General features: G+C 37.4%; 3 protein-coding genes and 1 pseudogene. All 4 read right to left on the reverse strand.

The window, feature by feature from the left end; genetic code table 11:
• Window positions 1–61 precede the first annotated feature (61 nt).
• Window positions 62–768: pseudogene (locus BAQ49_RS18755) on the reverse strand (IS6 family transposase).
• 350 nt (window positions 769–1,118) lie between these two features.
• Window positions 1,119–1,463 (reverse strand): hypothetical protein, encoded by a 345-nt coding sequence (locus BAQ49_RS18760; protein ID WP_071746617.1) that lies wholly within the window; start codon window positions 1,461–1,463, stop codon window positions 1,119–1,121.
• 2 nt (window positions 1,464–1,465) lie between these two features.
• On the reverse strand, window positions 1,466–3,583 hold the full coding sequence (locus BAQ49_RS18765) for a T7SS effector LXG polymorphic toxin (RefSeq protein ID WP_244159117.1): 2,118 nt from the start codon (window positions 3,581–3,583) through the stop codon (window positions 1,466–1,468).
• A partial coding sequence (locus BAQ49_RS18770) for a DUF4176 domain-containing protein (RefSeq protein WP_116733482.1) occupies window positions 3,584–3,854 on the reverse strand: 271 nt, incomplete at its 5' end.

Genomic DNA, 3,854 nt, shown 5'->3' on the forward strand with positions numbered 1-3,854 from the left:
GGTTCTGGTGCGAAAATGTTAGTTGGAAACATAGAGTAGCAATTTCCTCTTCATTTCTATCTTATGTGGCTAAGCCAAACAATGTATGAATAAATTCTTTCTGGTTTTGGACAGACTTATCCAGTAAAACAAGTTGCCCTTTTTTCATCATATGCATGGCTTCAACACCACTCAATATAGGGATTGCTGTTTTAAACGACTTGAATCCTAACATAGAACGAACTCGCCTTTTAATAAACCGGTGGTCTTGTTCCACTATATTATTGAGATATTTAACTTGCCTTAGTTGTATGCCTTCAGGCATATGTTTCTCTTCTTTCAACTCTTGAATCGCTACAGGATAGGCAGGGTTCCTATCTACTGTTATCACGCGAGGTTTAGAAACATACGAAAAAGCCAAGGCTTTCTTGAAAAAGCGCTTGGCTGCTTGTTTATCTCTTGATTTACTTAGATAAAAATCAATTGTATACCCTTCTGAATCGACTGCAGGGTATAAGTACATCCATTGACCTTTACTATGATATATGTTTCATCGACCCTCCATGAGTCATTTGTTGATTTAAGATGATGTCGTACTTTCTCTTCTAATTGAGATCCATATTGATGAACCCAGCGCATAATCGTTGTATGAGCAATTGATAATCCTCTTTCCTCCATCATTTCCACCAGGTTACGGAAGCTCAAATTGTACCGTAGGTACCACCTTACTGTTAATAAGATTAGTTCAGGCTGATAATGCTTCCATTTAAACAAATTTTCCTTTTCCATACTGATCACGCACCTTTTTTAGAGTCATACTATCAGTATGTCCAAGATTAGAAGATTACTTGCAAGAGCCTTGGAATTTTTGCACCAGAACCCTTTTTTGTGGAATTATATTATTTACGTTAGTAAAATACGAAATTACATTTCGTTTTAAAAATCAAATTAAAAAGCATCCTTGAAAAGAATGCTTAAAAAACTAGGTTACTTAAAAACTCTTTAATATCATAACCTTTTTTCTCTATTAATACTTAGCTTAATAAAATTGCTTTGTCTTTATTTAACTTTGAGGCTTCAACCATTATATGTTGTGAAATACCTCAAATGCTATATGCCAGGTCCACTATACTTATCTTCTAATAATCATCTCCTCCTTCAAATAATTCTTGGTATATAATCTCAAGAAAAGCTTTTTTATCTACTATATCACTTTCAAAAGGAAATGACATCTGATGAAATATCTTAGTAGTAGTCTCAATGTTTTCGATTCCCATTACTATAACTTCTTTAGCCCTCTTAAAGGCTCCTTCAGAATAATCAGATTCCACACCTGGAACTATTAATCTACGAATAATATATTTTTGGTTCTTCTCATCATTGATATCTAGTGCATAAACACTGTTACTCTCCTCATCAGTCATATAGTTAATATCAATGTACTTTAATATACTACTTAACATATTAATATTTGCTTTTGCCATATCTATCTCCCCCATATTGGAAATGCTGTAATTGGTTGATTATTTCTAAAAAATACTTGACCAGTATATGATTGTCCATAATTTAAAGTGCCTCGCTGATATCCTGAACCTATCATATTTTTATAAGTAATTGGCATCTGAGCTAAATCCAAATCTCCTGTATTTTTCAATATTTGCTGTGCTCGTCCAATCATATTTAATTGGTCTCTATGACTAAAGAACCTTGTAGCTGAAGAAGGTAATTTTAATCTACCATTTGGATAGGTTTCAATAATGTTAGTTGTAGGATTAACTGCATATTGTACCCGGTCTAATTGAGATTGCAATGAAGTTTGAGCACCATGCTTTTCTAAGAAATGTGCACCTGGTATATTACTTTCCATTTCTTGAACCCTGCGATATGCATTTTCTTCAGCCAATTCCTGTAATCTTGCCGAGCGTTCACTTGCTGAGAGATGTGAATACTTCTCCTTCAACATATTAGTTCTAACTATATTTGGATTAGCTTCTCCTACCCCCTCTGCAGGAAGTTTCTCCCCAGATAACCGGTTTGCATTTTGCGCTTGCACCTTAGTTTCACTCTTAGCAACAGAAAATAACTCTCCAAGTGTCTTTCTTTCTCCTCCAATGCCAGCATACGAAGGTTCAAATAAATTCGGGATCTCAATATTTTTAATCTTCTCCACGATACTATTCGGCAACTTATTCATTAATGCCGTTACTTCTTCCGACTTACCACCTATTTTACCTTTTTTTCCTGCTGCTAGAAAGACATTTTTACCCTCTGCGATTTTTCCGGCTGTAGCTGATCCTTTCACTGCGGCGTTTACTTCACCAACGCCGAAAAGACAACTGACAAAATCAAATCCCATGCCACCAAAAGCATAAGGGTCGGTCATGGCTTTTTCTACATAACCTTTCGCTGCGTTGAACATTTCTTTTTGGTCTCTTCTAAAGGTTCTAGCGAGGTTATCCAGCACGGGAATTTTGTCCGTGTATGCGGGATTATTTAGGAAAACACTAAGATAAGGAGCCGCAATTGTGATAGAGCCTACAATCCCATACTCGGCGAGTTTCTTCGTACCGTCCCATGCACCATAAATATCGTCCAGTTTCCATTGATCTGTTTCTAAGCCGCGTATCGAGTTATAACCCCACTCACCAAGCTCTGCGATTAGGAAACCTAATTTCATTGCACCTATCGCAGCCCCACTAATCGCGGAACCTGCCGCCCCTATAAAACCTTCTAACGCCAAGAGATCATCAGAAAGTCCTTTCAGGAAAGGAATGTTCTCCCCTACCCATTTTGTGCCTTTTCTCAATACATCCCATTTCTCACCGGCACTATCGGAAAAGTTTTGAAGCCAAGCCTCCAATGGATGATTTTTCGCCCATTCCTCTTGTTTTTTCTTCATTTCTGTTTCAGCTTGCAGTTGCGCCTCTTTTTCCGCTTTCGTGATTTCTGTATCCATTTCATGAATGCCTTTTGCCAACGCATCTTGCGCAAAGAAAGCTTGCAGTTTCGGATCAGTATAAGATAAACTGCCCATCTTACCTGCAATTTGAACTTGCTTGTTTAGGGCATCGAGAATGTCTTCCGCATTGCTTTTTTCTTTTTTGCTTTCAAATTGTTGTACTTTTTGAATCGTATCCTCTAGTTCTTTGCTGGCTGCAACCAGTTTTTCATCAAACTGGCTTCTCGGCATACTCAATGAAATCAAATCGTTCACGCTGTTGTAAATATTAGAGATGCGACTATCCATTTCATGTTTCTTGGGTTGGAGATTGGAAAGTTTGTTTTGTGTTTGCAGTAATGCATCTTCCAGAATAACCGCATTCTCATCACTTTCTCCCGTTTTTGACTGAAAATCTTTTAAAGTTGTCAACATTTCAGCAATGAGAAATTCATTGGTAACTTTCAACCCAGTCACAACTGCACTTTGGTTATTATTGATGTCGTTGACAATCGCATTTCCTGTTGCACCCTGCATGGCATCGGCCTGGATAATGCCATTCAATGCGTTTTTGGCTTGTTCAAGTTGATTATTGGTTTTACTGGTGTCTTTTTGGAGTTTTGCCAGTATTTCATTGAATTCCTTTAAATCTACTTGAAAGCCCATTTAATCGGCCTCTCTTTCTATTGAAGTATGAACAGCTTCATAGAAAGAGAGCGCTTTATCTAGTGGTAAAAAGGCACTGGATAACTTGCCATTTGCTACTTGCATACTTCGTAAGAAAGTAAAAGCAAATTGGTCTTCCCATTCATTCGTCATCCCAGGTGAAACAACTCGCTTAATCATCATATTGGACACATAAATCGCTGGTGTGTTACTCATTTCACCAAACGGCCACAAGTAACCAAGATAATCTACCACATAATCGTTAAATCCC

This window comes from Bacillus proteolyticus (assembly GCF_001884065.1).
Classification (GTDB): domain Bacteria; phylum Bacillota; class Bacilli; order Bacillales; family Bacillaceae_G; genus Bacillus_A; species Bacillus_A proteolyticus.

Bases quoted from the DNA above. Each gene is read 5' to 3' on its own strand.
- BAQ49_RS18760 (WP_071746617.1), bottom strand. From the start codon at position 1,463: ATGGCAAAAGCAAATATTAATATGTTAAGTAGTATATTAAAGTACATT.
- BAQ49_RS18765 (WP_244159117.1), bottom strand. From the start codon at position 3,583: ATGGGCTTTCAAGTAGATTTAAAGGAATTCAATGAAATACTGGCAAAA.